The 250-nt window shown below is 40.8% G+C and carries 1 protein-coding gene; it reads left to right on the forward strand.

Features of this window, described 5'->3' with window-relative positions:
* Positions 1–250: hypothetical protein (locus tag ABCO64_RS10375; RefSeq protein WP_343089410.1), on the forward strand; the 250-nt coding region annotated here is incomplete at both ends.

A 250-nucleotide genomic window follows, 5' to 3' on the forward strand; every position in this document is an offset into this window, starting at 1 on the left:
GTTCCATGCAAGGCATTGTGCCTGAGGGGGTACGTAAACTAAGTGTTTATTATGAAGCCGCTTTTAGTACACCAGCTGGGATTGAAGTTTATATCAACAACGACCTCGTTGGGACCGGCGAAGAGGTAGATGACACTATTGGATTTTTAGAAATCGATGGACTTGATGTTTCAGGAGACTTTGAGTTAAAAATTCTTCCTACAAATGGTCAGACAACACTTGATTTAGTGACTTGGGAAAATAACGTTGA

It is taken from the genome of Methanocalculus natronophilus (assembly GCF_038751955.1).
Classification (GTDB): Archaea; Halobacteriota; Methanomicrobia; order Methanomicrobiales; family Methanocorpusculaceae; genus Methanocalculus; species Methanocalculus natronophilus.